At 64.1% G+C, this 19350-nt stretch carries 15 protein-coding genes and 3 pseudogenes; 6 read left to right on the forward strand and 12 right to left on the reverse strand.

Features of this window, described 5'->3' with window-relative positions; genetic code table 11:
- The first annotated feature begins 10 nt into the window (after positions 1-10).
- Positions 11-1579 carry a GMC family oxidoreductase gene (locus tag ACVWYI_RS34935; RefSeq protein ID WP_456664331.1) on the forward strand — a complete coding sequence of 523 codons (1569 nt, stop codon included), beginning with the start codon at positions 11-13 and terminating at the stop codon, positions 1577-1579.
- A 119-nt stretch (positions 1580-1698) separates the two neighbouring features.
- Here the strand turns inward: ACVWYI_RS34935 and ACVWYI_RS34940 are convergent, their stop codons facing one another.
- Positions 1699-2016, reverse strand: a complete 318-nt coding sequence (locus ACVWYI_RS34940; protein ID WP_247343537.1) for a ribbon-helix-helix domain-containing protein — start codon at positions 2014-2016, stop codon at positions 1699-1701.
- A gap of 252 nt (positions 2017-2268) precedes the next feature.
- Between ACVWYI_RS34940 and mutL the strand changes: the two are divergent.
- A pseudogene (mutL, locus tag ACVWYI_RS34945) lies at positions 2269-4077 on the forward strand (DNA mismatch repair endonuclease MutL); the annotation flags it as partial.
- 14 nt (positions 4078-4091) lie between these two features.
- On the opposite strand, the gene rsmD reads toward mutL, so the two are convergent.
- Together rsmD and ACVWYI_RS34955 are read right to left on the reverse strand one after the other, a co-directional pair.
- Positions 4092-4646 (reverse strand): 16S rRNA (guanine(966)-N(2))-methyltransferase RsmD, encoded by a 555-nt coding sequence (rsmD, locus tag ACVWYI_RS34950; protein WP_247343540.1) that lies wholly within the window; start codon positions 4644-4646, stop codon positions 4092-4094.
- A 2-nt stretch (positions 4647-4648) separates the two neighbouring features.
- A complete protein-coding gene (locus ACVWYI_RS34955; RefSeq protein WP_456664332.1) occupies positions 4649-6769 on the reverse strand; it encodes a pseudouridine synthase in 2121 nt (706 codons plus the stop codon).
- A gap of 119 nt (positions 6770-6888) precedes the next feature.
- Here ACVWYI_RS34955 and ACVWYI_RS34960 point away from each other — a divergent pair, with 119 nt between their 5' ends.
- On the forward strand, positions 6889-7347 hold the full coding sequence (locus ACVWYI_RS34960; RefSeq protein WP_247343546.1) for a nucleoside deaminase: 459 nt from the start codon (positions 6889-6891) through the stop codon (positions 7345-7347).
- Here the strand turns inward: ACVWYI_RS34960 and ACVWYI_RS34965 are convergent.
- Together ACVWYI_RS34965 and purD are read right to left on the reverse strand one after the other, a co-directional pair.
- On the reverse strand, positions 7344-8249 hold the full coding sequence (locus ACVWYI_RS34965; RefSeq protein WP_456664333.1) for an alpha/beta fold hydrolase: 906 nt from the start codon (positions 8247-8249) through the stop codon (positions 7344-7346). The two genes, ACVWYI_RS34960 and ACVWYI_RS34965, sit on opposite strands and share 4 nt — an antisense overlap.
- Positions 8250-8435: 186 nt before the next feature.
- A complete protein-coding gene (purD, locus tag ACVWYI_RS34970) occupies positions 8436-9719 on the reverse strand; it encodes a phosphoribosylamine--glycine ligase (protein ID WP_456664334.1) in 1284 nt (427 codons plus the stop codon).
- A gap of 292 nt (positions 9720-10011) precedes the next feature.
- Here purD and ACVWYI_RS34975 point away from each other — a divergent pair, with 292 nt between their 5' ends.
- Positions 10012-10869, forward strand: a complete 858-nt coding sequence (locus ACVWYI_RS34975) for a DUF3800 domain-containing protein (RefSeq protein WP_456664335.1) — start codon at positions 10012-10014, stop codon at positions 10867-10869.
- A 659-nt stretch (positions 10870-11528) separates the two neighbouring features.
- Here the strand turns inward: ACVWYI_RS34975 and ACVWYI_RS34980 are convergent.
- From ACVWYI_RS34980 to ACVWYI_RS34990, 3 genes and pseudogenes are all read right to left on the reverse strand, one after another.
- Entirely contained in the window at positions 11529-11828 is a 300-nt protein-coding gene (locus ACVWYI_RS34980; protein ID WP_247343560.1) for a winged helix-turn-helix domain-containing protein, read from the reverse strand.
- Positions 11828-12382 (reverse strand): hypothetical protein, encoded by a 555-nt coding sequence (locus ACVWYI_RS34985; RefSeq protein WP_247343563.1) that lies wholly within the window; start codon positions 12380-12382, stop codon positions 11828-11830. Before ACVWYI_RS34985 ends, ACVWYI_RS34980 begins: the two co-directional genes overlap by 1 nt.
- A 284-nt stretch (positions 12383-12666) precedes the next feature.
- Positions 12667-13678, reverse strand: a pseudogene (locus ACVWYI_RS34990) (alpha/beta hydrolase).
- Between the two features lie 136 nt (positions 13679-13814).
- On the opposite strand from ACVWYI_RS34990, the pseudogene xseA reads away from it, so the two are divergent.
- A pseudogene (xseA, locus tag ACVWYI_RS34995) lies at positions 13815-15438 on the forward strand (exodeoxyribonuclease VII large subunit).
- A gap of 248 nt (positions 15439-15686) precedes the next feature.
- On the opposite strand, the gene ACVWYI_RS35000 reads toward xseA, so the two are convergent.
- Together ACVWYI_RS35000 and ACVWYI_RS35005 are read right to left on the reverse strand one after the other, a co-directional pair.
- Positions 15687-15836 (reverse strand): hypothetical protein, encoded by a 150-nt coding sequence (locus ACVWYI_RS35000; RefSeq protein WP_247343573.1) that lies wholly within the window; start codon positions 15834-15836, stop codon positions 15687-15689.
- Between the two features lie 166 nt (positions 15837-16002).
- Complete coding sequence (locus tag ACVWYI_RS35005; RefSeq protein ID WP_247343576.1) at positions 16003-16827, reverse strand: dienelactone hydrolase family protein; 825 nt, start codon at positions 16825-16827, stop codon at positions 16003-16005.
- Between the two features lie 177 nt (positions 16828-17004).
- On the opposite strand from ACVWYI_RS35005, the gene ACVWYI_RS35010 reads away from it, so the two are divergent.
- The gene (locus tag ACVWYI_RS35010; RefSeq protein WP_247343579.1) at positions 17005-17232 is read left to right on the forward strand and encodes a DUF2093 domain-containing protein; all 228 of its coding nucleotides are present in this window, start codon (positions 17005-17007) and stop codon (positions 17230-17232) included.
- Positions 17233-17248: 16 nt separating this feature from the next.
- On the opposite strand, the gene ACVWYI_RS35015 is transcribed toward ACVWYI_RS35010, so the two are convergent.
- Both ACVWYI_RS35015 and ACVWYI_RS35020 read right to left on the reverse strand, forming a co-directional pair.
- Positions 17249-17554, reverse strand: a complete 306-nt coding sequence (locus tag ACVWYI_RS35015) for a hypothetical protein (RefSeq protein WP_247343581.1) — start codon at positions 17552-17554, stop codon at positions 17249-17251.
- Between the two features lie 1100 nt (positions 17555-18654).
- Positions 18655-18990 carry a GYD domain-containing protein gene (locus tag ACVWYI_RS35020; RefSeq protein ID WP_247343583.1) on the reverse strand — a complete coding sequence of 112 codons (336 nt, stop codon included), beginning with the start codon at positions 18988-18990 and terminating at the stop codon, positions 18655-18657.
- Positions 18991-19350 lie beyond the last annotated feature (360 nt).

Consider the following 19350-nt stretch of genomic DNA (forward strand, 5'->3'; position numbering starts at 1 on the left):
GAGAACGCAAATGGCAAAATTCGATCTGAACGACTCCAGCGTTGTGGTGATCGTCGGCTCCGGTGCCGGCGGCGGCACGCTGGGCAACGAGCTCGCACAGAAGGGCATCAAGGTCGTCATTCTCGAAGCAGGTCCCCGCATCGAAAATCAGGACTTCGTCAATGACGAGTGGGAGAGCTTCTCGCAGCTCGCCTGGACCGATGCGCGCACCACATCGGGAACATGGCGCGTCGCAAAAGACTTCTCGGGTCTTCCTGCCTGGATCGTCAAGGCGGTCGGCGGCTCGACAACCCATTGGGCGGGCGCGTCGCTGCGCTTCGACGAGCACGAGTTCAAGGTGAAGAGCACCTACGGCAACCTTCCCGGCGCCAACCTGCTGGACTGGCCGGTCACGCTCGCGGAGATGGAGCCGTGGTACGCCAAGGCCGAGAACAAGATGGGCGTGACCCGCACCAACGGCATTCCCGGACTTCCCGGCAACAATAACTTCAGGGTGATGGAGGCCGGCGCGAAGAAGCTCGGATACAAAACCGTGCACACCGGCAACATGGCCATCAACAGCCAGCCACGAGATGGCCGCGGCGCCTGCCAGCAGATCGGCTTCTGCTTCCAGGGCTGCAAATCCGGCGCGAAATGGTCGACGCTCTACACTGAGATACCCAAGGGCGAGGCGACCGGCAATCTCGAGGTCCGCCCCGCCAGCATGGCGGTCAAGATCGAGCACGACGCAAGCGGCAAAGTCACCGGCGTGGTGTACGCCGACGAGACGGGCGCGATGCAGCGCCAGAAGGCCCGCATCGTTGCGGTGGCCGGCAATTCGATCGAAAGCCCGCGGCTGCTGTTGAACAGCGCATCCACGATGTTTCCGGACGGCCTTGGCAACTCGAGTGGTCAGGTCGGCCGCAACTACATGCGCCACATGACCGGCAGCGTCTACGCCGTGTTCGAGAAATCGGTGCACATGTATCGCGGCACCACCATGGCCGGCATCATCCGCGACGAGGCCGCCAACAATCCGAAGCGCGGCTTCGTCGGCGGCTACGAGATGGAGACGCTGTCGATCGGCCTGCCCTTCATGGCGGCGTTCCTCAACCCCGGCGCCTGGGGACGTCCGTTCACCGCAGCGCTCGACGGCTATCCCCGAATGGCCGGCATGTGGCTGGTCGGCGAGGACATGGCACAGGAGACCAACCGCATCACGCTCGATCCAACCGTGAAGGACAAGTTCGGACAGCCGGTCGCAAGCGTACACTTCGACGATCATCCCAACGATCTCGCGATGCGCGCGCATGCGTACAAGCAGGGGGCGGCGGTCTATGACGCCGTCGGCGCCACCGTGAGCTATCCGACGCCGCCCTATCCGAGCACGCACAATCTCGGCACCAACCGGATGAGCGAGAAGCCGCGCGACGGCGTGGTCAACAAGTTCGGGCAGAGCCACGATGTCAAGAATCTGTTCGTCTCCGACGGCAGCCAGTTCACCAGCGGCGCTGCCTGCAATCCGACGCTGACCATCGTCTCGCTCGCGATCCGGCAGGCGGATTACATTGCCGGCGCGATGCAGAAGAAGGAGATCTGATCGCTCCCTCCCCGTCATTGCGAGCGAAGCGAAGCAATCCAGAATCCCACCGCGGTGGCGGTCTGGATTGCTTCGTCGCAAGGGCTCCTCGCAATGACGGCGGAGGGATCTTATAGTCGCTATTCGGCTGCATCGAGGATGGGCGTCACCGTGGCCTTGAATTCCTGCACCGACGCTATGCTTCGGGAGCGATAGATCAGGCAGGAGCAGCGCAGCAACGAGGCGAAATTATTGACCTCGCCGTGGTGGTCGAGCACCTCGGTGTAGAGCGTCGTCAGGAACTTGCCGACGCTCATGTTCTCCTTGGCCGCGATCTCGTCCAGCGTGTCCCAGAATGCCATTTCCAGACGGATCGAGGTGCAATGCCCACCGATCCGTAACGAACGGGTCTGGGATTCGTAGTCGCGTTGGGGCTGGTGCGCGAAGAGATGGCACATGGCGTCCTCCCGTCCTGTTGCCGTTTTTTCACGATGCTACACCGCAGCCCGGTACCCCACAATCGGGACCAGCACCCGGAGATCGATCCATCCCGGTTGCGCGATTTTCTCGAACGTCCAATCTCTTCAATGCGATAGACAGCCCTTTTCCCCAGCCCGCCACGTTCCTGTTGCCCAACACATGCTTTTGACGCAACACGGCCTAGAATAGCGCCGTCAGCGAATCCAGATCGCAAGCCCAAGATCGAGTTCATGCCCGTCCGCCAATTGCCAGAACAGGTCGTCAACCGCATCGCCGCCGGCGAGGTGGTCGAACGCCCCGCGAGCGTGGTCAAGGAACTGGTCGAAAACGCCATCGATGCCGGCGCGAGCCGGATCGACGTCTTCACCGATGGCGGCGGGCGCCGGCGGATCGGCATTACCGACGACGGCGGCGGCATGACCGCCAAGGACCTGTCGCTGGCGGTCGAGCGTCACGCCACCTCCAAGCTCGACGACGAGGACCTGCTGCAGATCCGCACGCTTGGATTCCGCGGCGAGGCGCTGCCCTCGATCGGCTCGGTCGCGCGGCTCTCCATCACCACGCGGCATGCCGGCGAGCCGCACGCCTGGGCGCTCAATGTCGAGGGCGGCGAGAAATCCGGGATCATGCCGGCGGCGTTGGCGCATGGCACGCGGGTCGAGGTCAACGACCTCTTCTACGCGACGCCGGCGCGGCTGAAGTTTTTGAAGACCGACCGCACCGAGGCGGAAGCGATCCGGGAGGTGGTGCGGCGGCTCGCGATGGCGCGGCCCGAAATCGCCTTCACGCTGGCGGGCGAAGAGCGCGCGCCGGTGACCTGGGCCGCGGCGCTACCCGGCGTCGCCGGTCGCCTGACCCGTCTCGGCGACATCCTGGGGGCGGAGTTCCGCAGCCATGCCATCGAGGTCCATGCCGAGCGCGAGGGCGTCGTGGTCGCCGGCTATGCCGCGGCGCCCGCGCTGACCAAAGCCAACGCGCTCGGGCAATATCTTTTCGTCAACGGCCGCCCGGTGCGCGACAAGCTGATCCTCGGCGCGGTGCGGGGGGCCTATGCCGATTATCTGCCGCGCGACCGCCATCCGGTGCTGGCACTGTTCGTCACGCTCGATCCGCGCGAGGTCGACGCCAACGTCCATCCGGCCAAGACCGAGGTGCGGTTTCGCAACGCCGGCCTCTTGCGCGCGCTGATCGTGCACGGATTGAAGGAAGGGCTCGCGCGGGAGGGCCGTCGTACGGCCGCCAACGGCGGCGAAAGCGCACTGTCTTCGTTCCGCCCCGCATTCACGCCGCGCCCGGCAAGCTGGGACTGGCGGCAGTCGCCATCCGCCCCGGTCGCGCCGATGCCGTCATTCGAAGGCTCCGCCGCACCCGCCTTCGCCGAGCGCGCGCAGGCTGCGTTCGATGTCGGCGCGCCGAGCGCAGACGTGCGGATCGAGAGCCAGCCCGTCGGCGACCTGGTCGACCGTCCGCTCGGCGCGGCACGCACCCAGATCCACGAGACCTATATCGTCTCGCAGACCCGCGACGGGTTGATCATCGTCGACCAGCACGCCGCGCATGAACGCATCGTCTACGAGCGGCTGAAGGCTTCGCTCGCCGCCAACGGCGTGCAGCGGCAGATCCTGCTGATCCCCGAGATCGTCGAGATGGACGAGGCCACGGTAGAGCGCCTGCTCGAGCGCAGCGAAGAGCTGACGTCGTTTGGCCTTGCGATCGAATCCTTCGGCCCCGGCGCGGTCGCGGTGCGCGAGACGCCGTCACTGCTCGGCAAGACCAACGCGGGCGGGCTGTTGCGCGATCTTTCCGAGCACATGGCCGAGTGGGACGAGGCGCTGCCGCTCGAGCGCCGCCTGATGCACGTCGCCGCAACCATGGCCTGCCACGGCTCGGTGCGCGCCGGCCGCAGGCTGCGGCCGGAGGAGATGAACGCCCTGCTCCGCGAGATGGAGGACACCCCGAACTCCGGCCAGTGCAACCACGGCCGCCCGACCTATGTCGAGCTGAAGCTGTCGGATGTGGAGAAGCTGTTCGGGCGGCGGTGTGACTTCGTAGGCTACGGCGCCTTCAGAAACACGAACTCCGTGTCGTCATACGCCCGCCGCTCCAATTCCTCGTAACCCTCAGGCGTCGCGAACTGCGCAGCCTTCGCCTCTTCCACCACGAGCAGCGCGCCTGGCGTGAGCCAGCCGCCATCACGCAGGCTCTCGAGCGCCTTCTCCGCAAGACCGTTGCCGTAGGGCGGATCGAGGAACACCAGCGAGAACGGCTCGACCGGATGTGCAGGCCCGAGATCGGTCGCATCGCGGCGATAGACCTTGGTGACGCCGCCGAGGCCCAGCGACTCGACATTGTTGCGGAGCAGGGCGCGCGCTTCCGCGCCGTTGTCGACGAACAGCGTGAACTTCGCGCCGCGTGACGTCGCTTCGATGCCGAGCGCGCCGGTGCCGGCGAAGAGATCGAGCACGCGCGCGTCCGAGATCGGATCGCCATAGGCGTGCACGAGGATGTTGAACACGGACTCGCGCAAGCGGTCCGCCGTGGGGCGGATGTCGCGCGAGGACGGTGAGGCCAAATTGCGCCCCTTCAATCGACCGCCGACGACGCGCAACGCTAGTCCTCCTTCGGCGCCAGATCGCGCTTGCCGTGATAGCCGCGCTTGGGACGGCGCGGCGGGCCGTAGCCACTGGCCTCGGACTCATTGCGCTCGCGCGCCTCCTCGCTGCCGGTGCGTTGCACCAGCACGCGGCGGCCCTTGCGGTCGTTGATCACGCCGCGCTTGGCGGCAGGCTTCTTCTCGCGCGGCGCGTCGTCTCCCTCAGGCGCGGCAGATTTCTGCGGCACGTCGAACTGGGCACCCGACTTGTCGATGATCTTGTCGCCGAGCTGGTCGCGCAGCACGCGCGACTTGATCTCCTCGACCTGGCCTTCGGGGACCTCGCCGAGCTGGAACGGTCCGTAGGACACCCGGATCAGCCGGTTCACCTCGAGCCCGAGATGGGCGCAGACATTGCGCACTTCGCGGTTCTTGCCCTCGCGGATCGCGAAAACCAGCCAGACATTGGCGCCCTGGTCACGCTCCAGCGTGGCGTCGATCGGACCGTATTTGACGCCCTCAACCTCAATGCCGTTCTTCAGCTCATCGAGCTGCGCCTGCGTGACGTCGCCATGGGCGCGGACGCGATAGCGGCGCAGCCAGCCGGTGTCCGGCAGCTCGAGCGTGCGCGCGAGCCCACCATCATTGGTGAGCAGCAGCAGGCCCTCGGTGTTGAAGTCGAGCCGGCCGATCGAAATCAGCCGCGGCAGGCCTTCGGGCAAATTGTCGAACACGGTCGGACGCCCCTCGGGGTCGTCATGCGTCGTCATCAGCCCGCGCGGCTTGTGATAGAGGAACAGCCGCGTGCGCTCGCGCTCCGGCATCGGCTTGCCGTCGATGGTGACGACATCGTTCGAGGTGATGTCGAGCGCCGGCGAATTGATGACACGGCCGTTGACGGCGACGCGGCCCTGCGTGACCATCTCCTCGGCATCGCGGCGCGAGGCGAGGCCCGCACGCGACAGCACCTTGGCGATACGCTCGCCGGCCTTCTTGGGCTTCGGTGCTTCGTCCCGGCGCGGGCGGCCTTCGAAGTCCCGATCACGGCCGCGATAGGCGCCGCGACCGCCGAAGGCCGGACGTTTCTCGAAGATCCTGCTGTCGTCCTCGTTTTCGCGGCGCGGACGATCACTGTCGCTGCGCGGATGCTCGTGCCAGTCGGAGCGCTCGCGCGGACGATCGAATTTCGGGCGATCGCCGCCGCGCCCCCCACGCTCGCCGTCGCTGTCACGGCGGGGCCGGTCGAATTTTGGACGGTCATCGCGCGGGCGATCGAATTTGGGCCGCTCACGGAACGGACGATCACCCGATGGACGATCGTCGCGCGAACGCGAGAAGCGCGGACGGTCGTCGCCGCCGCCTTGCCGATCGTCGCGCTTCTGCCAGGGCTTGTCCTGACCACGGTCGCTGCCGCCAAAATCCTTGCGCGGGCCCTTGCTGAAGTCCTTGCGCGGCGGCCGGTCCCCGCGGGGAGCCGCATCGCGCTTCTGCCAAGGCTTTGAATCGCTGCGCTCGCCACGGTCCGGTGCGCCGCGCGAAAACTTCCGCTCGCCGTCGAACTTGCGCTCCGGACGATCGCCGCGCGGCGCGTAAGGTCGCTTGTCGCCAAATTTCGTGTCACCGGTCCGGCCGGCCGGACGGGAATCGTCGCGATCCCTGCGCGGCGGACGGTCATCACGCCCATAGGACGGGCGATCACCGCGCGGCTTGAACGGCCGCTTCTCGCCATCGCGCGAGGGGCGATCAGAAAATGGGCGGTCGCCACGGGGCTTGAACGAGCGCTTCTCGCCGTCGCGCGACGGACGATCGGAAAACGGACGGTCTTCACGCGGCTTGAAGGGACGGTCGCCACGCGGCTTGAAGCTGCGCTCGCCCCGATCCTCGCCGCGCGGCCAGTCTTCGCGCTTGAACCTCGGGCGGTCGCTGAAATCGCGGCGCGGCGCGTCACCGTCTTCGCGGCGGCGGACCGGTCGGCTGTCACTGTCGCCGCGGGGCGGGCGGCTGTCGCCCTTGCCCTCAAATCCCCGCTTGGCGAACTTCTTCTCGGGGCCCCGAGCCTTGCCGGAACGGCCGCCCTTGGCCGGGCCACGGTCGCGCCGGCCGCGGGAATCATTGTCTTTGTCGCTGTCGCGAGGCATGAATAATCTCACTCAGGGGGTGGCCAGAAAGCATTGTGCGCGCTCGTTTCGAGCCGCATGCTCAGGCAAATTCGGTAAGCACTTCTGCTGAAGGCGCAGCTACTAGCAGGTTTCTCGGGATGATACGAGGCTTGAAAGCCCCCTCTTTCATGGATTTGGCGCTCAGAACGGCCGAAAACGCCGGAAAGTCGGGCGAAGTTCCGATCGGATGCGTCGTGGTCCGCAACTTCGAGGTCATCGCCACCGCGGCGAACCGGACCCTGACCGACTACGACCCTACGGCTCATGCCGAGATCATTGCGCTCCGCGAAGCCGCCAAAAAGATCGGCAGCGAGCGCCTGGTCGACTGCGACCTCTACGTGACGCTGGAGCCCTGCACCATGTGTGCGGGCGCGATCTCCTTTGCAAGGGTGAGGCGGCTCTATTACGGCGCCGCCGATCCCAAGGGCGGCGCGGTCGAGTCCGGCGTGAGGTTCTTCACCTCGCCGACCTGCCATCACGTCCCGGATGTCTATTCCGGGGTCGGCGAAAGCGAGTCGGCGCGGCTGCTCAAGGACTTCTTCCGGGAACGGCGCTAAGGCGCCGCAAAGAACTCGCGCAGCGCCTTGGCGGTGACGTCGGGGTTCTCCTCGGTGAGAAAGTGTCCCGAATCCACCGGCATGCCCACGACGTTCGTCGCCCATTGCTTCCAGATGTCGAGCGGGGTGGCCGCGGCCTGGGCGATGCCGGCGTTGCCCCACAGCGCCAGCATCGGAATGGTGATCTTGTTGCCGGCGTCGAAATCCGCCTTGTCGAGATCGTAATCGAAATAGGCGCCGGCGCGATAATCCTCGCACATCGCATGCACGCGGGCGGGATCGCGGAACGGGGCGATGTAGTGTTCGAGCGCGCGCTCGTCGATGGCGTCGAGCGTCTTCGACCTGGTCTGGCTCGCCATCTTGAAGCGCAGAAAGAACTCGCCATTGCTCGAAATCAGCGTTTCCGGCAACGGTGCGGGCTGCGCCAGAAAAGTCCAGTGGTAGACCTTCAGCGCATAGGCGCGGTTCATCCGCTCCCAGTAATTATAGGTCGGCAGGATATCGAGCACGGCGAGGCGCGACAGCCGGCCGGGATGATCGAGCGCAAGGCGATAGGAGACGCGGCCGCCGCGATCATGGCCGGCGAGCGCGAAGTGCACGTGGCCAAGGCTCTCCATCGCCTCGACCATGGCCTTGGCCATCGCGCGCTTGCTGTAGGGCATGTGCAGCGCATCGCTCTCGGGCATGTCGGACCAGCCATAGCCGGGCAGATCGGCGATGATCAGCGTGAACTGGTCGCTAAGCTGCGGCGCGACGCGGTGCCACATCACGTTGGTCTCGGAGAAGCCGTGCAGCAGCAACAGCGGCGGTCCCTTGCCGCCGATGCGGGCGAAGATGCGGCCGAAGGAGGTGTTGATCCATTCGGAGGCAAAGCCGGGGTAGAGGTCGGCGAGATCGGACATCTTGTGCATCCTTATCTGGTCAGCGCTGGATCTGCTCGGTCTTGAAGTGCCCAAGACTTGGGGGCCCCAAAACAAAAATCTCGAAAACAACCCCATGCACAGTAGCTAAGTTCAACACCTGCCTGCACAATTTTGGAGTGCCGACGGGCGCGGCCGGAAATTGCGCGCGCGTGCGAAAAACCGCTGTCAGCCCTTGGCCTTCTCTGCTTCCACCGCCTGCCAGCCGATGTCACGGCGGCAGAAGCCTTCCGGCCAGTTGATGCGGTCGACCGCCTGATAGGCGCGGGCTTGCGCTTCCGTCACGGTCTTGCCGAGCGCGCAGACATTGAGCACGCGGCCGCCATTGGCGAGGATGGCGCCGTCCTTCTCGACCGTCCCGGCGTGGAAGATCTCGGCGGTCTCGACCTTCGCGGCGTCATCGAGCCCCTCGATGCGCGTGCCTTTCTGATAGTCGCCGGGATATCCCTTCGCCGCCATCACCACCGTGAGCGCGGAATCCGGATGCCAGCGCAGATCGAAATGCTTCAGCTGCCCGTCGCATGACGCCAGGAACGCCGGCACGATGTCCGACATCATCCGCAGCATCAGCACCTGGCACTCGGGATCGCCGAAGCGGACGTTGAACTCGAACAGCTTTGGGCCCTGCGTCGTCAGCATGATCCCGGCGTAGAGGATGCCGCGGAACGGCGTGCCGCGCTGCTTCATGCCGGCGACCGTCGGCAGGATGATCTTGGCCATGATCGCGTCATGGATCGCCGGCGTCACCAGCGGCGTCGGCGAATAGGCGCCCATGCCGCCGGTGTTCGGGCCGAGATCATGGTCGAACACGCGCTTGTGGTCCTGCGCGGACGCCAGCGGAATGGCGGTCTCGCCGTCGCACAGCGCGAAGAAGCTGATCTCGCGGCCCGGCAGAAATTCCTCGATCACGACCTCAGCGCCGGCATCGCCAAACGCGCCCTCGAACATCATGGCGATGGCGTCCTCGGCCTCGCGCACGGTCTTGGCGACGACGACGCCCTTGCCGGCGGCAAGGCCGTCGGCCTTGACCACGATCGGCGCGCCCTGGCTCTGGACGTAAGCACGCGCATCGGCCGCGTTGGTGAAGCGCTGGTAGGCGCCGGTCGGAATGCCGAATTCGGTACAGAGCGCCTTGGTAAAGCCCTTCGAGCTTTCGAGCTGGGCGGGGATCTTGTTCGGGCCGAATGCCTTGATGCCAGCGGCGGTGAGGTCATCGACGATCCCGGCCGCCAGCGGCGTCTCCGGGCCGACCACCACGAGCTCGACCGCATTCTTTTTGCAGAAGTCGATCACGGCGGCATGGTCGGCGACGTCGAGCGCCACGCATTCCGCCTCGCGCGCAATCCCGGCATTGCCCGGCGCGCACCAGAATTTGGTCACCAGGGGAGAGGCTGCGATCTTCCACGCCAGGGCATGTTCGCGGCCGCCGGAACCGAGCAAGAGAATGTGCATCGAGGGCTCGAAAAGGAGAGGTCTGCTGGACGCGAGGTCGCACGAATCACGGCGGGTCTCAAGGGGTGTTGCCCCGAACTCCCCGTCATTCCGGGGCGCGCGTGCTCCTGCTGTCCATCTCCCCTTGTGGGATAAGGCTGCTCATATACTTTCTGATACTTCAATGACTTACATCGTTGGGCGTCCCTATGGTGTCCCTAAGGGCTTTCCACGGCTCACCTATTTATAACAGCGCTCCACCGGGTCCACACGGATTGATCTAGCATTTCCGAGCACGCCATAGTTGCGCGCTATGGCGACTCAAATCCCAGAGCCTTACTACGTCGCTTACATTGACGAGGCGGGCGACGCCGGACTGAAGAAAGTACGCCCGATTGACGATGTGGGCGCGACGGAATGGCTTTGCCTTGGCGCGGTGCTAATCAAAGTTAAGTACGAGCCCGAAGTGAACAACTGGGTTCGAGCGATCTTGTCAAAGGCTGGGAGCAACCGCGCCGACCTTCACTACAGGCACTTGTCCGCCTCTCAGAAACGGATTGCTTTGGGCGAGATCGCTCAGCTCCCTTTGCGTGGCTTTGTTCTTGCGTCGAACAAGAAGAACATGCGGGGTCACCGAAATGAGCGAGCCGAGCGCGCTGGAGCCCAGCAATGGTTCTACAACTATTGTCTGCGCCTACTTTTGGAACGGGTAACTGACTTCTGCTACCACCATGCAGCCAAAGAGCAGGCAAAGGATCGTTTCGTGAAGATCCTGTACAGCGAACGCAGTATTCATTCTTATGCTCAAACAGCAGCCTATCATGAGCTTCTGAAGATGCAGGCAAGAGCCGGGGCTCTCGTCCTTACGAAGCGACGAATTATGTGGGAAGTTTTGGATTGGCGGCTTGCCCAACCAGTATCGCACTCAGCAAGTCCGGGCGCGCAGCTTGCGGATGTTGTAACGAGCGCTTTCTATCAAGCTGTGGATACGCTTCCGCCAACGAAGTGGAATAACGAATTTGCAAGACTGCTGGAGCCGATCATGGCAACGGAGAGCGGGTCATCCATGGGCTATGGCGTGGCTCTTCAGCCAACGCCCACGTGGAAAGCGAAGCTGGACACCAAGCAAAGGCAGATCTTCGAATTCTACGGCTATAGGTTCTGGCCATGACGCGTGAAGCACTTCCGTGAGCAGCGCGCCAGACGATCCGAACCGATGTCGCCATTGGGTCAGCGTCGGCACGTTGTGCCAAGATTATTCGGCGCTCAAGAAAGATCCCGAGCGATTGTAAGACCTTAAGCAGGAGGCAATGTCATCAGCGCTCTTGCAAAAAAACCGCTGATGTAGGCGACCGAAAACTACTATGCCGATAAGTATCTGAGTGCGCTGTCAAAACCCCGCGCGATAGCGCGACAACATGACGGGAAGAGACTTTGGTAGACCATCGCTGCGGAAAGTGGATGATCGTTCAAGTGGTTGGTCTGATCAGCGGTTTTTTCTCTTCCGTCCGCGGCCGTCCAGACTAGTAGCGGGCTTGCGGCTTGCGCATTGGGAATGCGCTGGTCCGCAACCTAGACCCAATGCTTGGCGACTTCCCCCACTGGAGTAAAACGGCGTCATGGTGAGCGCTGGTATCGAGAGGGTTTTTCTCGCGCGAAGCGCCGGATGAGGGGTTTCCATCCCCACGCACAAATATTTGCGGAGACAGACCCCTCACCCGAGTGTGCCCGTGTCTACCAGCGGAGATGCCCTCTCCCACAAGGGGCGAGGGCACAGCAATCTGCACCGCGATCTGCAGCAAACGTCGCTCCACGCCGGAATGACGGGGCCTAAACCTGCTTCCCCGCAATGATCTCCTGCAGAGTCGCCACATGCCGCGCAAACGCGCCGCGTCCGGCCGCGGTCGCGGTCACCGTCGTCTGCGGCTTCTTGCCGACGAACGCCTTGTCCACCGAAACGTAGCCCGCCTTGGCCAGCGTCTCGATATGGGCACCGAGATTGCCGTCGGTCGCGCCGGTGAGCTTCTTCAGCCGGGAAAACTCCAATCCTGCGGCGGCTGGCAGCGCGTTCAGGGCCGCCATGATCTTCAGCCGCAGCGGCTGGTGAATGATTTCGTCGAGCTCGGCCATCAGATCCGCCGCATCCAGAGCCCGCCGAGGATCAGGCCACCGCCGTTGACGAACGCCATCCAGAGCGGGAACGCCTCGCCGATCCAGAAGAATCCGATCAGCGTCAGCGCGGCAATTCCAAGACCGATCGCAATGAAGGCATAGCCGAACCAGAGTCCCGCCATCATGTAGAACAGCATGAAGTAAAGCGGCCAGAACGTACCCAGCTGGCGCGGACCGAAATGACCGATCACGCTGGTGCAGAGATAACCGAAGGCAAAGAACAGCACGAACAGCAGAAGCAGTCTGATCTCGAAGCCGCGACCATGGGAGTGCCGCGGCGGATTGACTAGGCGGAGTGCAACCAGACCGACGACGCCGACAACATCCACGGCAACCCAGGCGTAGATCGCATAGATCGGCCAAAGCCAGGTCACGAGATTGCCCGCGAACACCAATATGCCCCACCAGACGACTGCGAGGCCCGCCAGCTCGTAGAGCTGCGATTGCTTCACGCGCTGGACGATGTCGTCGATATCGGCCAGCGCTGCGGACGCCTCCTTGCTGTCGATCATGTCGTCCCTTTCTGTCCCTGGGCTATCTCGTATGACGCTCGGTGACACCTGAGCGCGCGCCTCGTCCTTCGAGACGACCGCTACGCGGTCTCCTCAGGATGAGGCTTCGAGACGACCGCTTCCAGCGGTCTCCTCAGGATGAGGCTCAGCTGCACCAGGACCCGTCAAAGCGGCTGCCGCAAACTCCGCCCTCATCCTGAGGGCCCGACGCAGGCGGGCGTCTCGAAGGATGGCCACGGGGAAACCGCTCCCATCTACGATTGCCTTGCCGTCAACGGGGCGCATCACGACTGCCCCGCCCCGCGCGTTGCCAAATCCTCGGCGATGACCGAAATCGCCTTCGGGTTGGTGACGATTCCCATGTGGTTGATGCCGTCGATGATCTTGACGTCGACCGACGGTTTGATGGCCTGCACGGTCTCCGCGTATTTGTCCGAGATCATCATCTCGTCCTCGGCGCCGCCAAAGACCGTGATCGGATGGGTCGTCGCCGGGAGATCGATGCGATAGCCGCGCGTCGCGAAATTGCGCGTCAGGCGGTCGGAATAGGTGAAGACGAGATACCTTGCCGAACTCGCCGGCACGGCGAGAGCGAGCACCGGAAGCTGCGAACAGCAGTCGATGCCGAGCTTGCGGAGCGCGGCGAGCCCCAAGAAACGCGGCAGGTCGAAATTGGCCCAGCCGCCGGAATGCGGCTTGTTGGTCGGTGCGTCGTAGCCGAGATAGGGTGCGAGCAGCACCGTGCGCACGAACATGTCCTGCATGATCGGCGTCGCGGCGACGCGCAGCGAGAAGCCGGCACCGGCGGAATGGCCGATCAGGGTGAGCGGGAGATCCGGCGCGGTCTTGCGGATTTGAGCGACGAAGTCGACGAGGTCGTCTTCGAGCTGGCCGACATAGCCGATGTCGCCGCGCGAGCCGGAGCCGCCATGGCCGCGAATGTCGAGCGCCCAGGTCTCCACCCCGCGCGAGGCGATCGCATGGGTCAGGGCATGATTGATGGTGCCGCTGGAGCCGGAGGAGCCGTGGATGAAGATCGCGCCACGGCCCGTCGCGGCGCCGCTGGCAACGTAGTGGCGGAAACCGATCCAGGTGCCGTCGCGGGCCTGAAAACGCTCCAGGGCCGGCAGCGTGGACCAATCGATGCCCTTGGCGGAGTCCGAGACCGATCGCATCTCCGGCGGCCGCTCCAGCGGGCGTTGCGATCATCGCGGTCAGGATCAGCGCGACACCGCCGACCGCACAGACGGCCCATTTCAGTCCGTTCAAAACGCCGCGTAGCAGTCGGATTGCCATGATCTACTCCCTCAAACTGATTAAATATAGAGAACTCTATAATACAGAGTACTCTCTCAATCAATCCCCAGATTGGCGCGACGCGGCGAAAATCCTTAACGTCGGGTCCGATCCCAAAACGCCGAATCGTTTGCCGATGCCGCCTGCAGAGCCTCTGCTCAACACCCCCGAATTCACCGTTTCCGAGCTCTCGCAGTCCCTGAAACGGACGGTCGAGGACACCTATGGCCATGTCCGGGTCCGCGGCGAGATCTCCGGCTTCCGCGGAGCTCATTCCTCCGGCCATTGCTATTTCGCGCTCAAGGACGAGAGCGCCAAGATCGAGGCGGTGATCTGGAAGGGCGTGCACGGGCGGATGCGCTTCAAGCCCCAGGAGGGGCTCGAGGTCATCGCCACCGGGCAAGCTGACCACCTATCCGGGCTCTTCGAAATACCAGATCGTGATCGAGGCGCTGGAGCCGGCCGGCATCGGCGCCCTGATGGCGCTGATGGAGGAGCGCAAGAGGAAGCTCGCCGCCGAAGGCCTGTTCGACGAAGCGCGAAAACAGCTGCTGCCCTGGCTGCCGGAGGTGATCGGAGTCGTGACCTCGCCGACCGGCGCCGTCATCCGCGACATCCTGCACCGGCTGGAGGACCGCTTTCCCCGCCACGTGCTGGTGTGGCCAGTCAAGGTGCAGGGCGAAGGCTCGGCCGAGCAGGTCGCGGCCGCGATCCGCGGCTTCAACGCGCTGCCGGAGGGCGGCAAGATTCCGCGGCCCGACGTGCTGATCGTCGCGCGCGGCGGCGGCTCGCTGGAGGATTTGTGGTCGTTCAACGAGGAGATCGTGGTCCGCGCCGCGGCCGAGAGCATGATCCCTCTGATCTCGGCGGTTGGCCACGAGACCGACATCACGCTGATCGATTTCGTCGCCGACAAGCGCGCGCCGACGCCGACGGCGGCGGCCGAGATGGCGGTGCCGGTGCGCAGCGATCTCTTTGTCGAGGTCGCCGATCTCGGGCGACGCACCCGCGCCTATTGGCAGCGCGCCCATGAGAGCCGCCGCAGCGAACTGCGTGCCGCCGCGCGCGCCCTGCCGGCGGCCGGCGACCTGTTGGCGATCCCGCGGCAGCGGCTGGATTCGGCAGGTGCGTCCCTGCCCCGCTGCCTCAAGGCCAACACGCACGCGCATTTCCGCAGGTTCACCGCGGCCGGCGCCAAGCTGACATTGCGGGTGCTGCATGGCCAGATCGCGCAGGCCGATCATCGCCTCACGGTGTGCGGCGAGCGGCTTGGTCTCTCCACCCGCTCGCTGCTGCGGCGGCGGCGCGACCGCTTTGCCGGGCTGGAGGTGCGCTTGCGCGCCTCAAAGATCTCCAACGCGCAGGCGCAACGCAACGCGATTGCGCGTCAGCGCGAGCGCACGCATCGACTTGCCGAGCGCGCGGGCCGCGCGCTGGTCACGTTGTTGCAGCGGCTGGATGCCCGCGTCGAGAACAGCGGCAAGCTGCTCTCCGCTTTGTCCTATCGCGGCGTGCTCGCGCGCGGCTTTGCGCTGGTGCGCGATGAAGCCGGCCATCCCCTGCACTCGGCCGACAGCGTCGGGCCGAATGCGCGGATGGAGATCGAGTTTGCGGATGGCCGTGTGGCAGCGACGGCGGATGCGGATCGGCCTGCTCCCGCAGCGAAGCGTGCGCCAACGCAGTCGAAGCCCGCCGCGCAGGACACCAAACCCGCACCGAAGCGCATGGGCAAGCCGGTGGATCAGGGTAATTTGTTCTAGCAGCGCGGCGCTGCTCCGCCCTCAGTGTCATTCCCCGCGCAGGCGGGGAATCCAGTACGCCGCAGCCTCTCGATGAGCCACTGACGTCTCGGAGTACTGGATCGCCCGGTCAAGCCGGGCGATGACAGCGAGTGTGCGTGCAAATGCAGCCCCATCCCCGTCATTGCGAGCGGAGCGAAGCAATCCAGAATCCCTCACCGGAAAGACTCTGGATTGCTTCGCTCCGCTCGCAATGACGGAGTGCCTACCTACCGGCAGGACAATCCCGCGTCGATCGTGGTCCAGAAGCCGCAATGTTCCGGCGCGAGTTGCGGCGCGCCGGCATGGGCTTCGAACAGGAAGACCGCGACGGTGAAGACAATCAGTGCGGAGGAGAACAGGACGAAGTGGTTGCGCATGGAAGATGCGTTTAATCGACATCGTGGTCGAATGATGGCGTCGTCAAATGTTGAAACCGCATCCGTGCGCGATCCGTAGAGTTACAGTCGGCCATCAATTGCCGTGCAGGGCGGTGGTCGATGCGGGGCTGTCCGCTGTTGTTCCTTCGGGCGGCCCCGCTTCGCACTACCGCGCCAGCCACTCCGCGACCTCGTTTTGCGACTCCGCGCGCGCTACCGCATCGGTGCCGAGATGACCGTGCTCGGGTGCGGCGGCGTCGGTGCTGCCGGCAGCTGCGTGCAGCGGCGTGTTGGCGCGGTCGAAATCGTGATAGGCGCCGGGATAGACCACGATGCGTGCGAGCGCGCTGCGCCCATGCGCGCCCTCGACCATCTGGCGGCAGGCCGGCGGCGACGACACGTCGTCATTGGCGCCGATCAGCACCAAAGTCGGCACCCGCGTGCTCCACCCCAAACCTGCGGAAATCCTGCAGTCCGGATAGAACGCGATCGCGGCGCGGAAATCGGGACCAGCGTCGCGCGCAGCACCCTGCGGACGCACGGCCCAGAGCAGCGCGCTGGCGCCATTCGCCCAACCCATCAGGCTGACGCGGTCGCGCACCACCCAGCTTTGCTTCATCAGCCAGGCGCGCGAAGCCGCGATGTCGGCAACGCGCTCACGCCGCGCCTTGACGTGCATCTCCTTGACGCGACATTGCGGCCCGAGCTCGCGCGAGCCGTAGCTGTCAGGGAGCAGCACGGCGTTGCCGGACTTGAGCAGACGCTCGGCCCAGTCGCGATAGCGCGACAGCACGGAATCGGAATGGCCGCCGAGCCCGCCGCAGCCGTGGAGCGCGATCACGGCCGGAAACGGCCCCGTGCCCTCAGGCTTGTAGAGCTGCGCATGCAGCACGCCCGACGCCAGCGGAATCTCGACCTGCTGCGGGGCCGGCGACGCTTGCGCGGCCGATATCAGGAACGTCAGGAACAGGGCGGTTAACGGAAGGCGCATCGGACTCTGCCGTTGGATCCTTCGCTCAAGCACTATCACGCGGAAACGGCGCCAAAACATCACAAACCGGTGGGTTTACCGGGGCGGACAAGCCACCCTATTTATGCTACATCCCGTCCGACACATCGTGCCCTCCAGGGTCTTCCACGGAGCGGCCTTCCACGGAGACTTTCGACCGTGCTGAACAAGTTCGGCCCCTCGGGCCATGGCGAAGCGCAGGTGCAGTATCTCGACGGCGACTTCCGTGTGATCTCGCCGGGGACCTTCGTGCGCTGCGCCATCACCGACACGCGCATTCCGCTCGACGAGTTGAAGTACTGGAGCGTGGACCTGCAGGAAGCCTACGCCACGCCCGCCGCCGTGCTCGAGCGACATTACCCCGGCGCGCCGAAGCCGCAATCGTAAGGCCGCGGGCGCGCTTCTAGTGCTGCTCCGTGCCATCCGCGCCCACGCAAGTCTTGATGAAGCTCTTCCTGATCTCGCCGACGACCTTCTGATCGATCGCCTGCTTCAGGCAATCGACCCGCGCCTGCGCCATGCAGAGCTGCATCTGGTCGCGCTTGTCCTGCCCGTTCATATTTTGCGTCGAGCTGAGGCACGTCACGCGCTTGGTCGCGGGAACCGGAACAGTGGTGGTTTGAGCGGCCGGCGGCGCGGTTTGTGCAAAGACGGGCACAATGATCAGACACACAAGGCCGGCGGCGACGGCGGCGGACGACAACTTCATCGAATTCTCCTGAACGTCTGAAAACGATAGGAGCTTGCGATGAATGGCGCCTGAATGGCAGGCTGCTGTCGGATGGGCAAAGCGCAGCTGCCCTGCCGGCGTACCACGACAGGTGCAGCTTATCGCGAGGTATGAGAATGGTCCGCATCGGCGTCGCGACGGTGTTCGCGCGCGCCTGAAGTGCGCGTCTCACAGCAAATGATCTCCGTCGTGCCAATCCGCGTTGCATCGAATAGTGCTTGCACTCCGTGGTTAGTTATTTCGCGTTGTGGTTGGATTCTTTGTTGCGGTCGGCATTCTCAGGTTGTTTGACGAAGTCTTGGTGAAACAGAGCGCTGCTATAGTGAGACCTTAGGTAACTAGCCCTGCTCTTTTATCGCACAGACAATCAAGTCAACCAAACGGCCATTGAGCTTTGGAATTGGCGCAGTCTGTGAACGGGCTCATAACGAAGAGCCATCTGACGGGCTACGATCACCTCGAAAATCGCGCTGGAATATCTGTAAATCGAAAGTCAAACGACGGGGGCTGATCATGCCCACCATACTAGACCTGCTCTATCGTGAATATTGCCGCGCCCGCCTCGCTGAAATGCGGAAACAGCTTCTGATCGCAGCTGAACGCTCTGAAGCTCTCGAAGCGCATCATCATCCGGATCAGGGTGACGATGAGAGGACGGACGCACAACGCAAGACCGGTCGCGGCGCGCCGAATTGAAGCGGCCCCGAGACCGGCGATCTCTCCCGCATAGCAGTGACCAAGCAATTGGCAACAGTTTGGGAGGCAGCAATGAATACAGCCGAGTACTATACCGTCATGGTGGCCTGCGTCTCGTGCCTGACCATTATCGGATTGATGGCCGTTGGGGCGTGGTGAGCATGATTGACAGCTGAACCGCGATCGCAGGCCGTACCGAGGCGCTGGCAAGCACGTTCGGTCGGACCTATGGCGCCGGACGCAGCACGCGCCGTACAGCATGGTCCGCCAATGGACGCTGCAAGACCTTCGCCTCGCATCGGTTTGCAGACATGATTCTTGCTGTGAGGTGAGCGTTGCCGCCGCTTCGTTCGACTGCGGCGGCTTCGCTTTAGATCCGGATGTCAGCTTCCGGGCGGGGTATACGAAGAACGCAGCTTCGCCGCGTTCTGGCGGACCTGCTTGATCTCGTCCTGCGTGAACAGCCGCGTCAGCTTCACGTTCTGCAGGGTACCCGCCGTGACAGTCAGGCCGGAAATGGCCGGAGCCGCACTCGGATCAGGCACATCGAAAATTACCAAAACGCCTGGGCCGTCGGCCGCAACGCTGAACATCGAAATCAGCTTTCCGCCGGCCGCTTCGACGAGTTTTCTTGCCGCCTCCTGGCGATCGGTCGTGGGATTCTCCAAAATGGCATTGAGAGCGCGTGGTGTGTATTGTCCGGTGAGGCAAAAATGCATGGCATGTCCTCCTCTGGGTTTTTGGCAATGACTTTCCCTGCCGTTCCGAACCGGTCGTTACGGCCGCTGCATCTGAAAAGATGAAGGTACTGCCCGCCGTGGGCATAAACGCCGTCGATAATTTCCGGGAGTTCGGCACGTCCCGGTGACGGCTCTCATGCGAGGCTACATCAACTCCCGAACGTGCGGAAGAGAATTCATCAGCCGCGACATGTCGCCCCTGTCAGTTGTCGCATCACGCCGAGTGATCTGTTTTTCCATCACACCGTGGCGTCCACAATCCACCAAGGCGAGAGCGACGTGCAATCTGATCTTTCTCCGAGTTACTTTGCTTCCGCTCGTTCGGGGCGGCATGGATAC

This window comes from Bradyrhizobium sp. LB13.1 (genome assembly GCF_054056815.1).

What these genes read in the sequence shown, in the direction of transcription:
- ACVWYI_RS34960 (WP_247343546.1), top strand. Translation starts at nt 6,889, where the DNA reads ATGATACGAGGCTTGAAAGCCCCCTCTTTCATGGATTTGGCGCTCAGA.
- ACVWYI_RS34965 (WP_456664333.1), bottom strand. Translation starts at nt 8,249, where the DNA reads ATGTCCGATCTCGCCGACCTCTACCCCGGCTTTGCCTCCGAATGGATC.
- ACVWYI_RS34975 (WP_456664335.1), top strand. Translation starts at nt 10,012, where the DNA reads ATGGCGACTCAAATCCCAGAGCCTTACTACGTCGCTTACATTGACGAG.
- ACVWYI_RS34940 (WP_247343537.1), bottom strand. Translation starts at nt 2,016, where the DNA reads ATGTGCCATCTCTTCGCGCACCAGCCCCAACGCGACTACGAATCCCAG.
- ACVWYI_RS35000 (WP_247343573.1), bottom strand. Translation starts at nt 15,836, where the DNA reads ATGCGCAACCACTTCGTCCTGTTCTCCTCCGCACTGATTGTCTTCACC.
- ACVWYI_RS34955 (WP_456664332.1), bottom strand. Translation starts at nt 6,769, where the DNA reads ATGCCTCGCGACAGCGACAAAGACAATGATTCCCGCGGCCGGCGCGAC.
- ACVWYI_RS35015 (WP_247343581.1), bottom strand. Translation starts at nt 17,554, where the DNA reads ATGAAGTTGTCGTCCGCCGCCGTCGCCGCCGGCCTTGTGTGTCTGATC.
- purD (WP_456664334.1), bottom strand. Translation starts at nt 9,719, where the DNA reads ATGCACATTCTCTTGCTCGGTTCCGGCGGCCGCGAACATGCCCTGGCG.
- ACVWYI_RS34935 (WP_456664331.1), top strand. Translation starts at nt 11, where the DNA reads ATGGCAAAATTCGATCTGAACGACTCCAGCGTTGTGGTGATCGTCGGC.
- ACVWYI_RS34985 (WP_247343563.1), bottom strand. Translation starts at nt 12,382, where the DNA reads ATGATCGACAGCAAGGAGGCGTCCGCAGCGCTGGCCGATATCGACGAC.
- ACVWYI_RS35005 (WP_247343576.1), bottom strand. Translation starts at nt 16,827, where the DNA reads ATGCGCCTTCCGTTAACCGCCCTGTTCCTGACGTTCCTGATATCGGCC.
- ACVWYI_RS34980 (WP_247343560.1), bottom strand. Translation starts at nt 11,828, where the DNA reads ATGGCCGAGCTCGACGAAATCATTCACCAGCCGCTGCGGCTGAAGATC.
- ACVWYI_RS35020 (WP_247343583.1), bottom strand. Translation starts at nt 18,990, where the DNA reads ATGCATTTTTGCCTCACCGGACAATACACACCACGCGCTCTCAATGCC.